The organism is Polaromonas sp. P1_G2 (assembly GCF_056405515.1).
On sequence record NZ_JBFUBY010000058.1, the window covers coordinates 14901 to 33201 of the forward strand.

Genomic DNA, 18301 nt, shown 5'->3' on the forward strand with positions numbered 1-18301 from the left:
CAGGTCCTAGCTCTTCATCAGCTCCTTGAGCTTGAGCTTGTCGATCAGGGTGGTTTCTTTCTGGTACATGGCGGCGACGTATTTCTCATAGTCGGGGCCGTCCAGGTAAAGCACCGGCGCATCGATCCTGTCGGCCACCTGCTTGAACTCGGGGCTGGCCACCGCCACACGGAAGGCCTCGCGCAGCTTCATCGCGACGGCCGGGTCCAGGCCCTTGGGTGCGCCTATGCCATTGGGCGCATCCACCACGACGTTGTAGCCCAGCTCCTTGAGCGTGGGCGCGTCCTTGAACCGCGAGGCGCGGCGTTCGCCCCAAGTGGCCAGCAGCCTGAGCTTGCCCGCATCGACATGCGGCGCCCAGGAGCTGGAATCGGCCAGCAGGTCCACATGCCCGCCGAGCACGGCCTGCAGCGCCTCGGCGCCGCCTTTGTAGGGGACATGGTTGAACTGGATGCCGGCGGCAAGCGCGAACTCTTCCATGCCCACGTGCGTGGCGCCGCCGACGCCCGCGTGCGCATAAGTCACCTTGCCGGGATTGGCCTTGGCAAAGGCCACAAGCTCCTGCAACGATTTGAAGCGCGAGTCCGCTGGGACGGCCATGCCGAAAGTCTGGCCCGAGGTGCGGGCCAGGTAGGTCAGGTCCTTGAGCGGGTCGAGTTGCAGGGTTCCCAGCTGCGAAAAGCGCGTGACGGAAATGGGAATCTGGCCGATGGTGTAGCCGTCGGGCTTGGCGGAAGCCAGGGCCCGGGTACCTATCATGCCGGAAGCACCCGCCTTGTTTTCCACCGCGATCGACTGGCCCAGCACGCGCGAGGCGACCTGGCACAGGGCGCGCATGGACTGGTCGGCGGTGCCGCCCGCGGGCCAGGGGCAGATGAAGGTGATGGGGCGTTCGGGATAGCCCTGGGCCAGCGCGCGCAAAGGGTTTGCCAATGCGCCGGCACCGGCCACGGCGCCTGCGATGAGCAGGCTGCGGCGCCCGGCGTTGAAAGGAAAATTGGGAACCTGGGGGGAAGTTGTCATGGGGTTTGTCTGCCTCTGGGTGGATGCCGTGCTGCGGCTTTGCCGCATTTCTTGTTCCCCGATTCTTGCCAGCTTCTTCATAACAACCTAATCGATTATTGGAATCGCTTCATAGCCTCTGGGTTAACATGAAGCATGACCCAGATCGACCGTGTCCTGCGTTCCAACATCAAGCTGCGCCACCTGCAACTGGTGGTGGCGCTCGACCAGTTCCGCCACCTGGGCCGAACCGCGGAATTCCTGTCGGTCAGCCAGCCCGCCGTGTCGAAAATGCTGACCGAAGTCGAGAGCATGCTGGGGCTGGCCCTGTTTGACCGCTCCACCCGCGGCACCGAGCCGACCTCCAGCGGCGAAGCCATCGTCCGGTTTGCCCGTTCGGTGCTGGCCGAGTACGAACGCACACGCGACGAAATTTCGGCCGTGGCCAGCGGCGCGGCGGGACGCACGCGCGTGGGCTCCATGGTGGTGGCGATGCCGGTGCTGCTGGCGGGCGCCGTCAAACTGCTCAAGCAGCGCTCGACCCTGGCGACGGTGCTGGTGGAGGAAGGCGACCTGACGCGGCTTTTGCCCCGGCTTCGCATGGGCGAGCTGGACCTGTTCGTCGGCCGCCTGGAGCCCGGCTATGCAGCTCCCGACCTGGTGACGGAAGCCTTGTTCGACGAACCCATGGTGGTCGTGGTCAAGCACGGCCACGCGCTCATGCGCAAAAAGAATCCAGGMTGGAACGATCTGGCCGGAATACCCTGCGTGCTGCCCCCGCCCTGGGCATCGCTGCGCGTGAAGATAGAGCAGACCTTCTTTCGCCATGGCCTGAATCCGCCCAGCGACATCATCGAGACATCGTCTTTCCTGGCGCTCAGCACCTTTGTGCAGCAACGCGACGCGGCCGGCTTCCTGGCGCGCTCGGTCGGCCTGCACTTCCAGCGGGAAGGCCTGCTGGATGTCCTGCCGATCGAGGTTCCGATTGAACTGCCACCTGTCGGACTCATCACCGTGCGGGGACGGCGGCTGACACCCAGCAGCGAGCAGCTGATGGCCTGCCTGCGCCTGACGGCGGAATCCACGCGGCAATTTGATCCACAGCCCAAGATTCGCAAGAACCGCAAGCCGGTGCAAGTGCGTGTGACTCCTTCCCCCGCTGGGGGAAGGTAGCGATGGGGGCCCGCGGCGTACGAATCATCGCGGCTCAAAATAAAGCCGAGGCCCCCATCCCAGGCCTCTTTCGCGGCCGGTTCACCCAGCATGCGGCCGAAGCTCGCGCCCTCCTCGGCCATGCGTTCGGCCACGAGGGTGGCATTGCCTTTTTTCATCAGCCGCTTGGTTTCCATCAGCGCGCTCAGGGGCTTGGCCACCAGTTTTTGCGCCTGCCTTTGTGCCAGCGCATTGGCTTCGGTGGGCGGCACGATGCGGTTGATCAGGCCGATCTCCAGTGCCGTTTCGGCCATGAAAGGCTCGCCCAGCAACAGCGCTTCGGCCGCGCGCGGGTAGCCCATGAGCTGCGGCACCAGGAAGCTGGACGCCGCCTCGGGGCACAGGCCCAGGTTCACAAAGGGCATCGAGAACGCGGCGTTGTCGCCCGCATACACCAGGTCGCAGTGCAGCAGCAGCGTGGTGCCTATGCCGACGGCCGGGCCGCACACCGAGGCGACCAGCGGCTTGGGAAAGCTGCTGATGCCGCGCAGGAAGCGGAACACCGGCGAGTCCATGGTTGCGGGCGGCTTGTTCAGGAAATCGGCAATGTCATTGCCGGCCGAAAAAATCGTTTCATGGCCCTGTATCACCACCGCGCGCACTGCCGCGTCGTGATTCGCCGATTCGAGTGCGTCAGCCAGGGCGCCGTACATGGCGGAGGTGATGGAATTTTTCTTGTCCAGGCGGTTCAGTGTGATGGTCATCACGCCCGCGTCGATGTGGCTCAGGATTTCGGGGATGCTGCCGGTGGAAATTGGGGTGGGAGTGTTCATGGTGTTTTCCGTTGAGACGCCAAGTGTAGGGGCCTGCGAGGCGTTCTCATTCCTTGTAATAAACGATCTGCGTGCTGGTGGCCAGCAACACGCCGGCCTCGCTCCACAGCTGCGCGCTCTGGTCGAAAAATCCGTTGCGAAAAGCCTGCGCCTTCGCTTGTCCCAGCAAAAACCCCTCGCCGCATTCCGCGAGCTGCCGGCTGTCCGCATGGAAATAAGTCGTGATGGAAACCGTGCCGGCCGGCACACGCGTGGCGCGGCGCAGCCAGACGCGCGGGTAGAACACGTCGGACATGGCGGCCAGCGCCGGGAAGTCCAGCGGACGCGGCGGGTCGTCGCGCACCCAGAGCTGGGTGAGGCTGTCCACCCCGCTACCGTCCCAGACCTGCGGGATCACGCCGCGCACCGGCCGCATGTCGTAACGATTCGTCCAGGCGGAGGTGGCAAAGCGCAGCCGGCCCGTCGCATCGGCCAGCGTCACTGCGGGCATGGGCGTGTCGTTGAGGCTCCAGGTCTCGCGGCGCACGGCGGTCACAGCGGTGGCTGTCATCACGGCACCGCCGGTGTCGCCGCCCTGCGACAGCTCCACCGTCCAGTGCTGTGTCGAGCGGTTGGTGCGCACGGGTTTGGCCGTGACGCTGAACGGCCCTTCGGCCATGGCCGCCGCATAGTTGACCGTCAGGGCGACCGGCTCGCCGAGCAGGGCCGGGTGCAGCAGGATGGCGCGCAAGGCCGTGGCCGCCGTGGTGCCGCCGAAGGGCCCCACCATATTCCAGTAATCGGGGCTGCTGTGGCCCAGCCAGGTGTCGGGCCTGTCGGCGCCGGCGGCTTCGAGCCGCAGCGCCTGGTCAAAGGAGTGGGGGTTGCTCATGTCGGCAAGTGTGCAGCAGCTTTGCGGTTCAGGCGGTCTTCCTGGCGACGCCGGCCATGCCTTCGATGATCTGCTGGGCACGCGGCCACAGGGTGTTGTTGAACTGCTCGCGGAAGAAACCGAAATGGCCGATGCGCCTGACTTTGAGGTCGGCCGGCGCGATGCGCTCAAAGCTGCGCGGCGCATTGGTATAGAGGTTGATCAGGTTTTGCRTGCCGCGCCAGGTCATGAGTTCGTCGTCGGTGATGGACAGCGCCGTGACCGGGAAGCTGACCTTCCCATAACTGAGGCGCGCGCTTTCGCCTTCGGCGCCCACGCTGTACTGCGGGTGCAAACACCACTTGCGCCACTGCATCATCACGCCGGCCGGCAGGTCGCCGACCTTGCGCAGGCTGCGCCCCGGGAAATAGCCGAAGAGCCGCGTTGCCAGCGGCACCAGCACGTACCAGAAATACAAAATCATGCGCCGCAGTTGCGGCGCGTTGTCGCGCCAGTAGCCACTGCCCGCCGCGATGCTGACCAGGCCGTTGATCTTCTCCTGGTTCTTCAGGAAGCCCGGCAGTTGCGCGCCCAGGCTGTGGCCCAACAAATACAAGGGTGCATCCGGCAAGGCCGCCTTGGCGGCATCGACGACGGCTTCATAGTCACTGGCCCAATCCAGCAGGTCGGCCTTGAAGCCGCGCAGGCCGCCCTTGGCCGTTCCCGGCAACGAATCCCCCGAGCCGCGGTAGTCAAAAGTGGTGACCCGAAAGCCCTGGCTCGACAGCCACTGCGCAAAAGACGCGTAGTAATGCTGCCGCACCCCCATGGCCCCGCCAATCACCACACTGGTGTGGGCAGCCAGGGTTGCGTCATAAACCCGCAGCGAGAGCTGCGCCGTGCCGGTATCGAGAGTCTGGATCTGCATGGATGCCTCCTGAAAGTTATCAGCAATTACCATCAACTAACCCGGTCACGGCCCCAGCCACAACGGCCTCAAGGGCGTAGCGAGCGGGATGAGATGCAAGGCGGACGGAGCGGACCCACCGGAACGTACTTCAGGTACGTGAGGATGGGGAGCACCGGACCAACGCCGCAGATCGCCCGCGCAGTAGCCAATGACTACACCCGCTCGAAGATGCCGGCTGCGCCTTGTCCCATCCCTACACACATCGTCACCATGCCGTACTTGAGCTGATGCCTGTGCAGCGCATGAATCACCGTAGCCGCCCGGATCGCACCCGTAGCCCCCAACGGATGGCCCAGCGCGATCGCGCCGCCCATGCGGTTGACCTTGGAGGCATCCAGCTTCAGCGTGTTGATGACAGCCAGCGACTGCGCGGCAAAGGCTTCGTTCAGTTCAAACCAGTCGATGTCTTCCTGCTTGAGGCCGGCGTAACGAAGGGCCGCGGGAATCGCCTCGATAGGGCCTATACCCATGATTTCAGGCGGCACGCCCTTGGCGGCATAGCTCACAAAACGTGCGAGCGGCTTGAGGCCGAACTGCTTGACCGCTTTTTCGCTGGCCAGCACCAGCGCGCCCGCGCCGTCGGAGGTCTGTGAGCTGTTGCCGGCGGTGACAGAGCCGCGCGCGGCAAACACCGTCTTGAGCTTGGCCAGCCCTTCGAGCGAGGTGTCGGGGCGCGGGCCCTCGTCCAGGCTCACGGTACGGGTCTTGGCGACCACTTCGCCGGTTTCCAGGTTGGCCGTGCGGTCGGTCACTTCGACCGGCGTGATCTCCATGCTGAACTCGCCGGCCTGCTGGGCTTTGATGGCTTTGAGGTGCGACTCGAGCGCGAACTGGTCCTGCGCCTCGCGCGAGACCTTCCAYTGCTGGGCCACCTTCTCGGCCGTCAGGCCCATGCCGTAGGCGATGCCGACGTTCTCGTCGTTCATGAACATGCTGGGCGAGAGCGAGGGCGAGTTTCCCGACATGGGCACCATGCTCATGCTCTCGGTGCCGGCGGCAACCATCACGTCGGCCTCGCCCACGCGGATGCGGTCGGCCGCCATCTGGATGGCCGAGAGGCCCGAAGCGCAGAAGCGGTTGACGGTGATGCCGCCCACGCTGGTCGGCAGGCCGGCCAGCACCGCGCCTATGCGCGCCACGTTCAGGCCTTGCGGGCCCTCGGGAATCGCGCAGCCGCAAATGATGTCTTCAATCGCCTTGGGGTCCAGCGACGGCACTTGCGCAAGCGCGGCCTGCAGCGCCTTGACCAGCAGGTCGTCGGGCCGCATGTTGCGGAAATAGCCGCGGCCCGATCGCCCGATGGGCGTACGGGTGGCGGCGACGATGTAGGCTTCCTGGACTTGTTTGGCCATGATGGTTTCCTTCAATTTCTCGGTTAACTTTTCCGTGGGCCGGAGGGAATCCAGGCCCAGACAAATTCGCATTCCACCGGGTTCACACCGGCTTCATCGGTCACGGTGACCGGCACGGTGACTTCACCCTTGTCGCTGGCCAGCATGGCCGCGCGCTGAGCCTCGCTCAGCATGGCCACGGCGCGCAGGGCCCCGGTGGCGCGCTTCTTGAACGCCATCTTTAATTCCTTGGCCAGCGGGATGCAGTCGTCGCGCACGTTCATGCCCACCACCATGCCGGTGGCGGTTTCCGCCAGCAGGTTCATGGCCGAGGCATGCACGCCGCCTATGTGGTTCTGCACCCTTTTCTCGTTCCGGATGCCGATCTCGACCCGGCCCGTCGTCATCTCGACGAACTCCAGGCCGGCGGTACCGGTGAACGGAACGGCTCGGCGCAGCACCACATTGCGGAACCAGGGGCGCGCAAAGGCCGGCACTTCGGTGAGCCGTTCCAGTTGCCGCTCCAGGCGGTTGGGGGTATGGGTAGAGGTGGTCATAAAGATAAAGGGTTCGTGATTGAGAAAGCGTAGCGAGGAGCCATCAGGCTAGGCGCGGGCGCCCGAAGAAAACCGGAGCGACCTTGAAGGTCGTGAGGATTTTCTTTGGGCTGCAACGACGCATGGTGGCTCCGCAGTAGCTTTATCAATTACGAACCGGTTTGCCGGTGCTCATCATGCCCATGATGCGTTCCTGAGTTTTTGGATGCTCAAGAAGAGAGCAGAACGCCTTGCGCTCCAAGGTCATCAAATACTCTTCCGTTACCAGCGTGCCCGCATCCACGTCACCACCGCAGACCACACCCGCGATCAGCCCTGCGATGTGGAAGTCGTGGGCGCTGATAAAGCCGCCGTCACGCATGTTGACCAGCTGGCCCTTGATGGTGGCCCAGCCGTTGCGGCCGACAACGGGGAACTGGCGCTTGTGCGGTGCGCGGTAGCCCGAGTTGAACAGCGCACGCGCCTCGTTGAGCGCGACGAAGAGCAGCTCATCCTTGTTCGGCACGATCACGTCGCTGTCGAGCAAATAGCCGATCTTGCGGCTTTCAATCGCGCTGGTGCCGACCTTGGCCATCGCGGCGGCCGTGAAGCCTTCGGTCAGGAAGGGCAGGATGTCCTTGTTGGTCGACGTGCTCGCATTTTCCGCGGCACGGCGCGCGATATAGGTCAGGCCGCCGGCGCCGGGCACCAGGCCCACGCCGACTTCGACCAGGCCGATGTAGCTTTCCATCGCAGCCACGCGCTTGGCCGAGTAGACCGCCATTTCCCAGCCACCGCCCAGCGCGATACCGCGGATGGCCGACACCACGGGCACGGCCGCGTAGCGCAGCTTGAGCATCACATTCTGCAGTTCGGCCTCTGCCCCCTCGATCGCCTTGGCGCCGCCCATCATGAAGGCGGGCAGCATGGCCTGCAGGTCCGCGCCGGCCGAGAACATCTCGTCGTTGGACCAGATGACCATGCCCTTGTAGCTTTTCTCGGCCAGGTCCACGCCCATGGCCAGGCCTTCGGCCACGTCGGGGCTGATGGCGTGCATCTTGGTCTTGATGCTGGCGATTAGCACGTCGTCGTTCGCGCCGCCCAGCGTCCAGAGGCGGATGGCGTCGTCTTCATGCAAGGTGGTGCCCGCCGTTTCAAAGGCCGGCGCTTTCGAGCCCAGTACGTCCTCGGGGAAGAACTGGCGCTCGTAGACCGGCAGCTTGCGGCGTGGAATGAATTTCTTCGCGGATGCGCTCCACGAGCCCTGCTCGGTGTGCACGCCGCCGGCGTCGGCCACCGGGCCCTTGAACACCCACTCGGGCAGCGGCGCCTTGGACAGCGCCTTGCCGGCGTCAATGTCTTCCTGGATCCAGGTCGCGACCTGTTTCCAGCCGGCCTGTTGCCACAGCTCGAAGGGACCTTGCTTGGAGCCAAAGCCCCAGCGCATTGCGAAGTCGATGTCGCGCGCGGTTTCAGCGATGCTTTCCAGGTGCACGGCGGCGTAGTGGAACTGGTCGCGCAGGATGGCCCAGAGGAAGCGCGCTTCGGCGCCCTCGGCTTCGCGCAAGAGCTTCAGACGCTCGCCCGCGGGCTTCTTGAGCATGCGGCCCACGACCTCATTGGCCTTGGCGCCCGCCGGCACGTATTCCATGCTTTCCGGGTCCAGGCGCAGGATGTCGCGGCCCTGTTTTTTGTAGAAACCAGCGCCGGTCTTCTGGCCCAGGCTTTTGGATTCCAGCAGCTTGGCCAGCACGGGCGGCGTGCCGTAGATGTCGGAGAACGGGTCTTCCACCTTGCCGGGGCCGAGGTTGTCCTGCAGCGTCTTGATGACGTGGGCCATGGTGTCCAGGCCCACCACGTCGGCGGTGCGGAAGGTGCCCGAGCTCGCGCGGCCCAGCTTCTTGCCGGTCTGGTCGTCGACCACGTCGTAGCTGAGCTTGAAGGTTTCGGCTTCCTTGATGGTGGCCAGCATGCTGGCGATGCCGACGCGGTTGGCGATGAAATTGGGTGTGTCGTGGGCGCGGATCACGCCCTTGCCCAGTGCGCTGGTGACAAAAGCTTCCAGGTCGTCCAGCACCTTGGGTTCGGTGGTCGGCGTGTTGATCAGTTCGACCAGCGTCATGTAGCGCGGCGGGTTGAAAAAGTGGATGCCGCAGAAGCGCGGCTTGATGGATTCAGGCAGCGCCTCGCTGAGCTTGGTGATGGACAGGCCTGAGGTGTTGCTGGCGACGATGGCGCCTTCGGCGATGAAAGGCGCGATCTTGTGGTACAGGTCGGTCTTCCAGTCCATGCGCTCGGCGATGGCCTCGATGACGAGGTCGCATTCGCGCAGCAGCTCCATGTTTTCTTCATAGTTGGCCTGCTGGATCAGTGCCGCGTCTTCGGGCACGCCCAGCGGTGCCGGCTTGAGCTTCTTGAGGCCTTCGACCGCCTTGATGACGATGCCGTTCTTCGGGCCTTCCTTGGCCGGCAGGTCGAACAGGATGACCGGCACCTTGACGTTGGCCAGGTGGGCGGCGATCTGCGCGCCCATGACGCCGGCGCCGAGCACGGCGACTTTTTTGACTTGGAATCGTGACATGGTTAAGACCTTGTGGGAGATGACTGGTTGAAAAATTCGAGCACCGCGTTCCAGTAGCGCTGCGGCTCGTCGCGCATGCCGTGGGTGTGGTCGGCCTTGTCGAGGATCACGCGCTGGATGCGCTCGGGCCTCGAGGCGGCCTGCTGCAGCGCGTCGCCGAAATGCACCGGCGTCCAGCGGTCGCCCCGGCTGTGGATCAGCAGCACGTCCACGTCGCGCATATTGGCGAGGTGGTGGACGGGCCGCAGATGCAACTCGCCTTGCGGGCTGATGCGCCGGATCACATTGAGCACCGCATGGGCAAAAGGATAAGCCTTCCAGAAATCGGGCAGCGTGGGCGGGCAGCCTTCAGCCACCACTTTGTCGTAAGGGAAATCCGCTTCGGCGATGGCGCTCAGCGTGTTGATGGCGCCGAAAGACGCCGTCAGCGCATGCACCGGCAGGCCCGCGAACGCGGCGCGCGCCCAGAGGCCTACCGACAGTGCGTCGCCGGGAAAGTCGAAATTGGTCGAGGGGCTTTCACCGAAGCCGTTGAAATCGAAAGCCACCACATGAAAGCCCGCATCGAGCAGCGCCTGGGCATGGCCGTGGCGCAACCAGAACCCTTTGCAGGCAAAGCCCATGGGATGGGCGCACACCACCACACCGCGCGGGGCCAACGGCGTGCGTGCCACGATGGCTTCAAGCCGGCTGCTGCTGCGGCTGTCGATACGCACCCGTTCCCAGCCTTCTTGCGGCACGTCCGCCGGCCAGCGCCAGGGTTTCATGAAGCGGCCGAAAAACGGCTTCTTGAGCAGATGGTGGCCGTACCAGCGGCGTGCGGCCGGCGGGATGCTGCCACTGGCGCCAAAGGGCCGTGACCACAGACGGGAAATCGCTTCACCCATGGCTGGCCCTCATGTGCGTTGCGTTCATTGCAGACGCGTCCAGGTCTGGGTTCGGCCGAAAGGACCAAAAGAGCCGCGCACGTCCATCTTCTTGCCGCCCTCAACCGGGGTCATCTTGAGGTTGTAGCTCTTGCCGTTTTCCGGATCCAGGATCTTGCCGCCTTCCCAGACGTCGGCGTCGGGCGACTTCTTCGCGCCGCGAATGATCTCCAGGCCCAGCCGCGGCTTGTCCTTGCGGTCGTCGGTGCATTCGGTGCAGACATCGTCCGGCTTGACGCCGGGAGACAGCCGCTTTTCGACCTTGCCGTTCAACACGCCGCTGCTCTCAACGATGCGGACCTCGAATTTGGGCTCGCCGGTTTTTTCGTCGAAGCCGCGCCACAGGCCGACCGGCGTGTTCTGGGCCAGCGCCGGAATGGCCATCAAGCCCAGGGTCAATGCGAGCAGTGGGTGTTTCACGGTGTCTCCCCTTGTCCTGTTCAAAAAAATCAAGCCAGCGCTTCGTCGGTTTCCATCAGTGCCTTGCTGCCGGCGCGCGCCGTGCGCATCAGCGTAGCGGTCTCGGGAAACAGCTTGGCGAAGTAAAAGCGCGCGGTCTGCAGCTTGGCCACGTAGAACTTGTCGGTGTTGCCGGCGGCGATCTCGCGCAGTGCGGTTTGTGCCATCAGCGCCCAGAAGTAACCGAACACCAGGTGGCCGGCCACGCGCAGGTAATCAACGGCGGCGGCGCCCACTTCGTCGGGGTTCTGGAAGCCCTTGAAGCCCAGCTCGGTGGTGAACTTGGTCATCTGGTCGGCCAGGTAGGCCAGCGGGTTGATGAACTCGGCCATCTTCTCGTTGACGCCTTCCTCGGCGATCAGCGCGCCAATCACCTTGCCGAATTTTTTCAGCGTGGCGCCGTTGTTGCCCAGCACCTTGCGGCCCAGCAGGTCCAGCGACTGGATGGTGTTGGTGCCTTCGTAAWTCATGTTGATGCGGTTGTCGCGCACGAACTGCTCCATGCCCCATTCCTTGATGAAGCCGTGGCCGCCGAAGACCTGCATGCAGGCGTTGGTGGCGATGTGGCCGTTGTCGGTCAGGAAAGCTTTGACGATGGGCGTGAGCAGGGCGACGATTTCGCCGGAGTCCTTGCGCACCTTCTCGTCGGGGTGGTTCAGTTCCTTGTCGAGCAGCAGCGTGCAGTAGATCGCCAGCGCACGGCCGCCTTCGGCATAGGCCTTGGCCGTCAGCAGCATCTTGCGCACATCGGGGTGCACGATGATCGGGTCGGCGGGCTTGTCCTTGGCCTTGACGCCGGACAGCGAGCGCATCTGGATGCGGTCCTTGGCATAAGCCAGCGCATTCTGGAAAGCCACTTCGGTCAGGCCCAGCGACTGGTTGCCCACGCCCAGGCGGGCGGCATTCATCATCACGAACATCGCGGCCAGGCCCTTGTTGGGCGCACCCACCATGGTGCCGACGGCGTCTTCGAGCACCATCTGCGCGGTGGCGTTGCCGTGGATGCCCATCTTGTGCTCCAGGCCGCCGCAGTAGATGCCGTTGCGCGAACCGAGGGCGCCGTCCTTGCCGATGTTGAACTTGGGCACGGCGAACAGGCTGATGCCCTTGCTGCCCTGGGGCGCATCCGGCAGGCGGGCCAGCACCAGGTGCACGATGTTGGCGGCCATGTCGTGCTCACCGGCGCTGATGAAGATCTTGTTGCCGGTCAGGCGGTAAGTCCCGTCGGGCTGCGGTTCGGCCTTGGTGCGCAAAAGGCCCAGGTCGGTGCCGCAATGCGGCTCGGTCAGGCACATGGTGCCGGTCCATTCGCCGCTGGTGAGTTTGGGCAGGTAGAGCTTTTTCTGCTCGTCGGTGCCGTGGGCATGCAGGGCCTCATAGGCGCCGTGCGACAGGCCCGGGTACATGGTCCAGGCCTGGTTGGCCGAGTTCAGCATTTCGTACAAGCACTGGTTCAGCACAAAGGGCAGGCCCTGGCCGCCGTATTCGGGGTCGCAGCTCAACGCGGCCCAGCCGCCTTCGACGTACTGCGCATAGGCTTCCTTGAAGCCCTTGGGCGGCGTGACTTCGTGCGTGGTCTTGTCGAGTTTGCAGCCCTCTTCGTCGCCGCTGATGTTCAGCGGAAAGGTCACCTCGGCGGCGAACTTGCCGGCTTCCTCGAGCACCGCGTTGATGGTGTCGACGTCGACGTCCGCGTGCTTGGGGATGGCCTTGAATTCGTCGGTGACCTTGAGCACTTCGTGCATGACGAATTGCATGTCGCGCAGGGGCGGGCTGTACTGTGGCATGGGGGTGGGTCCTTTAGCGTTAAACCGGTTTGGAAGAGGAAGCTTTGCCCGAAGCTTTTTTGGGCGAAGCGGAAGAGGTGGAAGAGTTGGAAGAGGTGAAAGGCGCGGCGGCGTCAGCGCCGTAACGCCCCAGGATGTTGGCAAAACCCGTGTTGGCGCGGTCCATGGAGCCCGGCGTCTTCAGGAAGCGGGCCTCGTAGTGCAGCGCCAGGATCAGGCCGTGGATTTCAAAGGCCATCTGGTGCTCGTCGGCGTCGGGCCGCAGGTGGCCGGCCTCCTTGGCCTGTACCACGGCGCGGTACATGGCGGCCAGCCAGGTGCGTACCGAACCCGCGAGCGCGTCGCGGACCGGGCCCGGCCTGTCGTCGAACTCGACAGCGCCGCTGATGTAAAGGCAGCCTGAGTCGATTTCAAGCGAAGTGCGCTTCATCCAGTTGTGGAACAGCGCCGCCAGGCGCGGCAGGCCGCGCGGCTGCTGCAGCGCCGGGAAGAAGACTTCTTCCTCGAAACGCACGTGGTATTCGCGGATCACCGAGATCTGYAGTTCCTCGCGCGAGCCGAAATGGGCGAACACACCGGACTTGCTCATGCGCATGACCTCGGCCAGCGCGCCTATGCTCAGGCCCTCCAGCCCGATCTGCGTCGCCAGGCCCAGGGCCGCATCCACAATGGCCGCCTTGGTCTGCTGGCCTTTTTGCTGGCTTTTGGCCACGGCGCTGCCCGCGGCAAGGACGCGGGCGGCTTTGGCGGGGAGTTCTGTGACGGGCATGGGGTGCTACAAAATAAAACGAACGGTCGTTCTATTTTGCAACACTTTGATGACCATGGGCAAGCCGGGGTTGTTGGCTGCCTGCTTATAGGGACCCAGTTCTAACCGTGGATAGGGTAAACCCACCCACGGATGGCCGCAGAGGCGCTCCTTCCCCACCAGCAGGGGCCGCGGAACCGGCTTTGCCGGGCCGCAGGCGCAGCGGCCCCCTCGGGGGGGCAGCGACCCACACGCAGTGGGGGAGCGTGGGGGCTCTATTTAAGCTTGAACGGGATCACGGTCTGGTGCTGCTCGCCCAGCCCCTCAATCCCCAGCGACATGGTGTCGCCCTTCTTCAGGAAAACCGGCGGCTTCATGCCCAGGCCAACGCCGGGAGGCGTACCGGTGGTGATGACGTCGCCGGGTTCCAGGGTCATGAACTGGCTCACGTAGCTGATGATTTTGGCAACGCTGAAGATCATGGTCTTGGTGCTGCCGTTCTGCACGCGCTTGCCGTTGACTTCCAGCCACATCGACAATTTTTGCGGATTCGGCACTTCGTCGCGCGTGACCAGCCAGGGGCCCAGGGGGCCAAAGGTGTCGCAACCCTTGCCCTTGTCCCAGGTGCCGCCGCGCTCGATCTGGAATTCGCGTTCGCTGACGTCGTTGATGGTGCAGTAGCCGGCCACGTGGTTGAGCGCTTCTTTTTGCGAAACGTAGCGAGCCTGCTTGCCGATGATCACGCCGAGCTCGACTTCCCAGTCGGTCTTGACCGAATTCTTGGGCAGCATGATGGGGTCGTTGGGGCCCTGGATGCAGCTGGTGGCTTTCATGAAGACCACGGGCTCGGCCGGAATCGGCAAACCCGATTCGGCGGCGTGGTCGGCGTAGTTCAGGCCGATGGCAATGAACTTGCGCGTGCCGGTGACCGGGCTGCCGTAGCGCGGCGAACCCTTGACCAGCGGCAGCTTGTCGGTCTTGAGCTTGCCGAGCTTGGCCAGCGCGGCGTCGCCGAGCTGCTCGGGGCCGATGTCCTTGATGACGGCGCTCAGGTCGCGCAGCTTGCCATTGGCATCGATGAGGCCGGGCTTTTCCTTGCCGGGGTTGCCATAACGAACGAGTTTCATGGTTTTTCCTTTTGATGAATCAGGTGAAGGTTAATAAGTAGAACGTCCGCCCGATAGGTCGAAGACGGCGCCGGTGGAAAAAGAGCACTCTTCGGTGCAAAGCCAGCTCACCATGGCGGCCACCTCATCGGGCGTGCCGAAGCGGCCCATGGGGATTTTGGACAGCATGAACTGTATGAACTCCGGCGTCATCTGCTCAAAAATCGGCGTCTTGACGGCGGCCGGCGTGACGCAGTTGACGCTCACGCCAGTGTCGGCGAGTTCCTTGCCCAACGATTTGGTCAGGGCGATCACCGCGGCCTTGCTGGCGCTGTAGGCGCTGGCATTCGGGTTGCCCTCCTTGCCGGCGACCGAGGCGATGTTGACGATGCGCCCGTAGTTGCGCGCGCGCATGTGCGGCACCACTTCGCGGCAGCAGAAGAACAGCCCGTTGAGGTTGACCTGCTGCACCTGCATCCACTGCTCGGGCGGATAGTCCCAGAGCTTGACGTTGGGGCCGGTGATGCCGGCCGAGTTGACCAGGGCATCAATGGCCGGGTTGTGGGCAACCGTCTGTTTGACCGCTTCCACCACGCTGGCATGGCTGCTGACATCGACGGCCACGGTGTGCACACCCGCACCCAGCGCCTCTTTGGCCTTGGCCAGCGCTTCGGGATTGATGTCCCACAAGGTGACCGTGCCGCCCGAGGCCAGCATGCGCTGCGCAACCGCAAAGCCGAGGCCCACAGCACCACCTGTCACGACGGCGTGCCGCCCCTTCAGGTCAAGCTGGTTCATATGGTGATGCCACCGTCGATGTTGTAGGCCTGGCCGGTCACAAAGGCGGCTTCATCGCTGGCCAGGAACACCACCAGCGGCGCGATTTCATGCGCCTGGGCCAGGCGCCCCAGCGGCTGGCGCGCGATAAAGGCCTTGCGCGCCTCCACCGGGTCCTCGTTGGCGTTGATGCGGTCTTGCAGCGAGGGCGTGTCGACGGTGCCGGGGCAGATCGCATTGCAGCGCACGCCGTCGGCCACAAAGTCGGCTGCGACGCTTTTGGTGAGGCCGATCACCGCGGCCTTGGTCGTGCCGTAGATAAAACGGTTGGGCAGGCCCTTGATGCTGCCGCAAACGCTGGCCATGTTGATGATGCTGCCGCGTTTTTGGGCCTGCATTTTCGGCAGCACGGCCTGGATCATCCAGAACTGCGCGCGCACATTGAGCTGGAAGGCGAATTCAAGGTCTTCGTCGGTGGCCTGCAGCGCCGTGCCGCCGTGCACAAAACCCGCGCAATTGAACAGCACGTCCAGCGCCGGCAGGCCGCCCACCAGTTTGTGGATGGCGGCCTTGTCGAGCACATTCAAGGGCAACGCGGTGATGTTGGCCACGCCCTGGTAGCTTTCCAGCAGCTTGGGGTTCAGGTCGGTGGCCCAGACCTGCGCGCCTTCGGCCGCCAGCGCCAGCGCGCTGGCGCGCCCAATGCCCTGGCCCGCCGCGGTGACCAGTGCTTTTTTTCCTTCAAGTCTCATCAGTGCTCCTACAGGGTTTTGCCGGATGTTGGCCCGGGGGTTTCATGGGATTATCAATTGGCCTGACCACTTGTCCAATTCTGGCTAACCCTTAAGCCGCTCCTCCCCTCCGCTTTTTCCACCCATGCCCCTGCAGACCGTCGAACCGCAACGCCTGTACCGCCAGATCGCCGAGCAGTTGCGCACGCTGATCTCCGCCGGCGAATGGGCCGTGGGCGCGCGCCTGCCGGCCGAGCGCGACCTGGCACGGCAGCTGGGCGTGAGCCGGCCTTCGGTGCGCGAAGCGCTGATCGCGATGGAGGTCGAGGGCTGGGTCGAGGTGCGCACCGGCTCCGGCGTCTACGTGCTGGACCGCAGCGGCGCGCCCAGCCATGCCAACAGCCGCGCCGAGCAGGTCCCGCCCGATGAATGGGGCCCGCTGGAGCTGATACGCGCCCGCCGCGTGGTCGAAGGCGAGGTCGCCGCCATGGCAGCCACCCAGGCCAAGCGCAAGCATATCGACGCCATGGACAAGGCCATCGCCAGCATGAAGCTGGATGCCGACCGCGGCGTGCTGCCGCTGAATGGCGACCGCGCCTTTCACAGCGCCATCGTCGAGTCCTGCGGCAACGTGGTGCTGATTGAAACCATACAGCGCTTCTGGGACTCGCGGCGCGGCCCGCTGTTCGAGCGCCTGGGCGGCCATTTTGAGACCGTGGACTCCTGGCGCTCGGCGATCGCGGAGCACGAAGCGATTTTTGAGGCGGTGCGCAACCACAATCCCGACGCCGCGCGCGCCGCCATGCACGAACACATGGACCAGTCGCACAAGCGCTTCAGCGTGAGCTGGCGCCGGACCACCAAACAATCAAAAGCACCCAGAAAATAAGAAGAAGCATCCCGAACCCGAGATTTCCCTCAACAGCAACTTGACCCTTACAAAAAAGAAAGCGAGACACGCATGAACTTCCTGACCCACACCAAGCGGCTGGCCGCGGCCCTGCTGCTCACCGGCCTCTGCGGCGGYGCCTGGGCCCAGCCCTATCCGAACAAGCCGATCGAAGTGATGGTGGCCTTCCAGCCCGGCGGCGGCACCGACTCTTTGGCGCGCGCCTACGCCGAGGCGGCCAAAAAATACACCACACAATCGCTGGTGGTCTACAACAAGCCGGGCGCCAGCGGCGCCATCGGCCTGGCCGACGTGGTGAATGCCAAGCCCGACGGCTACAAGATCGCCATGCTCTTCGTCGAGGTGACCATATTGCCGCACATGGGCATCACCAAGATCACGCAGGACGATTTCATCCCGATCGCCCGCCTCAACGCCGACCCGGCCGCCATCACCGTGAAAGCGGACTCGCCCTACAACACGATTGAAGACTTCCTGGCCGCCGCCAAAAAGACCGGCAGCGACGTGAAGGTCGGCAATGCCGGCAACGGCTCGATCTGGCACCTGGCCGCCGCCTCGCTGGAAGAAAAAACCGGCGCCAAATTCAACCACATCCCCTTCCAGGGCGCCGGCCCCGCCGTGCTGGCCCTGCTGGGCGGCCATGTGGACGCCGTGGGCGTGAGCCCGGCCGAAGTCGCGGTGCACGTGGCCGCCGGCAAGCTGAAGATCCTCGGCGTGATGGCCGACCAGCGCGTCAAGGGTTTCGAGAACGTGCCGACCATGAAGGAACGCAAGATAGACCTGTCCATAGGCACCTGGCGCGGCCTGGGCGTGGCCAAGGGCACGCCACCTGAAGTCGTGGAAACCATCCGGGCCTTCAGCAAGAAGGCCGCCGACGAACCCATCATGCGCGAGGTCATGGACAAGCTCAACCTGGGCTACGCCTATGCCGACGGCCCCGCCTTCAAGGCGCAGATGGTGCGCGACAACGACACCTTCAAGCAACTCGTGACCAAGCTCAACCTGAAGAACTGAGCGACGAGCCTGTTCAATGTCTAAACGAGGCCGCGCAAGTACCTTCTCGGGATGGGATGCAAGGCGCGGTGCGACGCCCATAGCCCGGCTATGGGCTAGCGCCRCAACGACGCAGACCGCCCGAGAAGGCACTTGCCCTACGGGTTGGGATGACGCAAACGCGGTCGCGTTTGCATCCCCCTTGGGGCAGCTGCACGACGCCCAGCCGGCCGGCTGGGCGGTCGGGCGATTGAGCCACCCGGTCACTTGCATGGGCATGAGCCCATGCGGCGTGCCCGGTCGGCCCACTCATCCCGATTGCATCCCAACGCGGCCTCGTTTAGACATTGAACAGGCTCTTAGACCCCGGCTTCACGGCGTGCGTGCTGGCGCGCGCGCCGGTTTTCCCTTTTCATGCCAGCAACACCCTTTGAGGAGACAACCATGAATGCATTCCACAACAAACGATTCGCCGTCAAAGCCATCGCCGCCTGCGCGCTGATGGCGGGGGCCCTGGGCTTTTCCGGCATTGCCTCGGCGCAGACCAAGCTCAAATGGGCGCACGTCTATGAAACCTCCGAGCCCTTCCACAAGTGGTCGGTCTGGGCC

At 64.3% G+C, this 18301-nt stretch carries 16 protein-coding genes and 2 pseudogenes; 4 read left to right on the plus strand and 14 right to left on the minus strand.

Features of this window, described 5'->3' with window-relative positions:
- Positions 1 to 6: 6 nt before the first annotated feature.
- The gene (locus tag AC1D0P_RS08570; protein WP_477676350.1) at positions 7 to 1023 is read right to left on the minus strand and encodes a tripartite tricarboxylate transporter substrate binding protein; all 1017 of its coding nucleotides are present in this window, start codon (positions 1021 to 1023) and stop codon (positions 7 to 9) included.
- 135 nt (positions 1024 to 1158) lie between these two features.
- On the opposite strand from AC1D0P_RS08570, the gene AC1D0P_RS08575 reads away from it, so the two are divergent.
- Positions 1159 to 2175 carry a LysR substrate-binding domain-containing protein gene (locus tag AC1D0P_RS08575; RefSeq protein WP_477676351.1) on the plus strand — a complete coding sequence of 339 codons (1017 nt, stop codon included), beginning with the start codon at positions 1159 to 1161 and terminating at the stop codon, positions 2173 to 2175.
- A gap of 59 nt (positions 2176 to 2234) precedes the next feature.
- On the opposite strand, the pseudogene AC1D0P_RS08580 reads toward AC1D0P_RS08575, so the two are convergent.
- The 13 genes and pseudogenes from AC1D0P_RS08580 to AC1D0P_RS08640 all read right to left on the minus strand — a co-directional run.
- Positions 2235 to 2954 (minus strand): annotated as a pseudogene (locus AC1D0P_RS08580) (enoyl-CoA hydratase); the annotation flags it as partial.
- A 79-nt stretch (positions 2955 to 3033) separates the two neighbouring features.
- Entirely contained in the window at positions 3034 to 3858 is an 825-nt protein-coding gene (locus AC1D0P_RS08585; protein WP_477676352.1) for an acyl-CoA thioesterase, read from the minus strand.
- 28 nt (positions 3859 to 3886) lie between these two features.
- Complete coding sequence (locus AC1D0P_RS08590; protein WP_477676353.1) at positions 3887 to 4765, minus strand: alpha/beta hydrolase family protein; 879 nt, start codon at positions 4763 to 4765, stop codon at positions 3887 to 3889.
- 194 nt (positions 4766 to 4959) lie between these two features.
- On the minus strand, positions 4960 to 6159 hold the full coding sequence (locus tag AC1D0P_RS08595; RefSeq protein WP_477676354.1) for an acetyl-CoA C-acyltransferase: 1200 nt from the start codon (positions 6157 to 6159) through the stop codon (positions 4960 to 4962).
- A 23-nt stretch (positions 6160 to 6182) separates the two neighbouring features.
- On the minus strand, positions 6183 to 6695 hold the full coding sequence (locus tag AC1D0P_RS08600) for a DUF4442 domain-containing protein (protein WP_477676355.1): 513 nt from the start codon (positions 6693 to 6695) through the stop codon (positions 6183 to 6185).
- 145 nt (positions 6696 to 6840) lie between these two features.
- Positions 6841 to 9255, minus strand: coding sequence for a 3-hydroxyacyl-CoA dehydrogenase/enoyl-CoA hydratase family protein (locus AC1D0P_RS08605; protein WP_477676356.1), 2415 nt, complete (start codon positions 9253 to 9255; stop codon positions 6841 to 6843).
- 2 nt (positions 9256 to 9257) lie between these two features.
- Complete coding sequence (locus AC1D0P_RS08610; RefSeq protein ID WP_477676357.1) at positions 9258 to 10142, minus strand: alpha/beta hydrolase; 885 nt, start codon at positions 10140 to 10142, stop codon at positions 9258 to 9260.
- A gap of 24 nt (positions 10143 to 10166) precedes the next feature.
- Positions 10167 to 10565: a DUF2147 domain-containing protein gene (locus AC1D0P_RS08615; RefSeq protein WP_477676365.1), complete on the minus strand. Its 399-nt coding sequence runs from the start codon at positions 10563 to 10565 to the stop codon at positions 10167 to 10169.
- 65 nt (positions 10566 to 10630) lie between these two features.
- The gene (locus tag AC1D0P_RS08620) at positions 10631 to 12427 is read right to left on the minus strand and encodes an acyl-CoA dehydrogenase C-terminal domain-containing protein (RefSeq protein WP_477676358.1); all 1797 of its coding nucleotides are present in this window, start codon (positions 12425 to 12427) and stop codon (positions 10631 to 10633) included.
- A 19-nt stretch (positions 12428 to 12446) separates the two neighbouring features.
- Positions 12447 to 13196: a TetR/AcrR family transcriptional regulator gene (locus AC1D0P_RS08625; RefSeq protein ID WP_477676359.1), complete on the minus strand. Its 750-nt coding sequence runs from the start codon at positions 13194 to 13196 to the stop codon at positions 12447 to 12449.
- A 254-nt stretch (positions 13197 to 13450) separates the two neighbouring features.
- The gene (locus tag AC1D0P_RS08630) at positions 13451 to 14302 is read right to left on the minus strand and encodes a fumarylacetoacetate hydrolase family protein (protein WP_477676360.1); all 852 of its coding nucleotides are present in this window, start codon (positions 14300 to 14302) and stop codon (positions 13451 to 13453) included.
- Between the two features lie 30 nt (positions 14303 to 14332).
- Positions 14333 to 15079, minus strand: a complete 747-nt coding sequence (locus AC1D0P_RS08635; protein WP_477676361.1) for an SDR family NAD(P)-dependent oxidoreductase — start codon at positions 15077 to 15079, stop codon at positions 14333 to 14335.
- The gene (locus AC1D0P_RS08640) at positions 15076 to 15810 is read right to left on the minus strand and encodes an SDR family oxidoreductase (RefSeq protein ID WP_477676362.1); all 735 of its coding nucleotides are present in this window, start codon (positions 15808 to 15810) and stop codon (positions 15076 to 15078) included. The genes AC1D0P_RS08635 and AC1D0P_RS08640 overlap by 4 nt, the downstream gene beginning before the upstream one ends.
- Before the next feature lie 124 nt (positions 15811 to 15934).
- On the opposite strand from AC1D0P_RS08640, the gene AC1D0P_RS08645 reads away from it, so the two are divergent.
- The 3 genes and pseudogenes from AC1D0P_RS08645 to AC1D0P_RS08655 form a co-directional block, all read left to right on the plus strand.
- On the plus strand, positions 15935 to 16678 hold the full coding sequence (locus tag AC1D0P_RS08645; RefSeq protein ID WP_477676363.1) for a FadR/GntR family transcriptional regulator: 744 nt from the start codon (positions 15935 to 15937) through the stop codon (positions 16676 to 16678).
- A gap of 72 nt (positions 16679 to 16750) precedes the next feature.
- Positions 16751 to 17713 carry a tripartite tricarboxylate transporter substrate binding protein gene (locus AC1D0P_RS08650; RefSeq protein ID WP_477676364.1) on the plus strand — a complete coding sequence of 321 codons (963 nt, stop codon included), beginning with the start codon at positions 16751 to 16753 and terminating at the stop codon, positions 17711 to 17713.
- Between the two features lie 423 nt (positions 17714 to 18136).
- A pseudogene (locus tag AC1D0P_RS08655) lies at positions 18137 to 18301 on the plus strand (ABC transporter substrate-binding protein); the annotation flags it as partial.

Coding starts and splice junctions, on each gene's coding strand:
- AC1D0P_RS08570 (WP_477676350.1), bottom strand. CDS start 1,023: ATGACAACTTCCCCCCAGGTTCCCAATTTTCCTTTCAACGCCGGGCGC.
- AC1D0P_RS08610 (WP_477676357.1), bottom strand. CDS start 10,142: ATGGGTGAAGCGATTTCCCGTCTGTGGTCACGGCCCTTTGGCGCCAGT.
- AC1D0P_RS08640 (WP_477676362.1), bottom strand. CDS start 15,810: ATGAGACTTGAAGGAAAAAAAGCACTGGTCACCGCGGCGGGCCAGGGC.
- AC1D0P_RS08630 (WP_477676360.1), bottom strand. CDS start 14,302: ATGAAACTCGTTCGTTATGGCAACCCCGGCAAGGAAAAGCCCGGCCTC.
- AC1D0P_RS08615 (WP_477676365.1), bottom strand. CDS start 10,565: ATGGCCATTCCGGCGCTGGCCCAGAACACGCCGGTCGGCCTGTGGCGC.
- AC1D0P_RS08605 (WP_477676356.1), bottom strand. CDS start 9,255: ATGTCACGATTCCAAGTCAAAAAAGTCGCCGTGCTCGGCGCCGGCGTC.
- AC1D0P_RS08635 (WP_477676361.1), bottom strand. CDS start 15,079: ATGAACCAGCTTGACCTGAAGGGGCGGCACGCCGTCGTGACAGGTGGT.
- AC1D0P_RS08600 (WP_477676355.1), bottom strand. CDS start 6,695: ATGACCACCTCTACCCATACCCCCAACCGCCTGGAGCGGCAACTGGAA.
- AC1D0P_RS08585 (WP_477676352.1), bottom strand. CDS start 3,858: ATGAGCAACCCCCACTCCTTTGACCAGGCGCTGCGGCTCGAAGCCGCC.
- AC1D0P_RS08645 (WP_477676363.1), top strand. CDS start 15,935: ATGCCCCTGCAGACCGTCGAACCGCAACGCCTGTACCGCCAGATCGCC.